Annotated in this window: 1 pseudogene; it reads left to right on the top strand. The window is 64.4% G+C overall.

Annotated features, from left to right (window positions below):
• Nucleotides 1-208 (top strand): annotated as a pseudogene (locus tag AF337_RS33195) (sugar phosphate isomerase/epimerase); the annotation flags it as partial.

Here is a 208-nt window from a genome sequence, read left to right as displayed (position 1 = left end):
CCCGGCGCCTGCTGCAGGGGCTCGATGTCTGCGCCGCCATCGGTGCGTCGCATATGGTCATCCACAGCCCTTATACATCGTGGTCCTACAACAACCTCGACGACAATGCCGGCGCCCGCGAAGCCTTGGTCGAGCGCACGCACATGACCCTGCGTGACGCCGTCAGGCGCGCCGAGGATGTCGGCTGCACCATGGTCATCGAGAACAT

The sequence above is a fragment of the Rhizobium ecuadorense genome (genome assembly GCF_001187535.1).
Taxonomy (GTDB): domain Bacteria; phylum Pseudomonadota; class Alphaproteobacteria; order Rhizobiales; family Rhizobiaceae; genus Rhizobium; species Rhizobium ecuadorense.
Note: the sequence above shows the minus strand (reverse complement) of the source record. Positions and strands in the feature narration are given on the sequence as shown.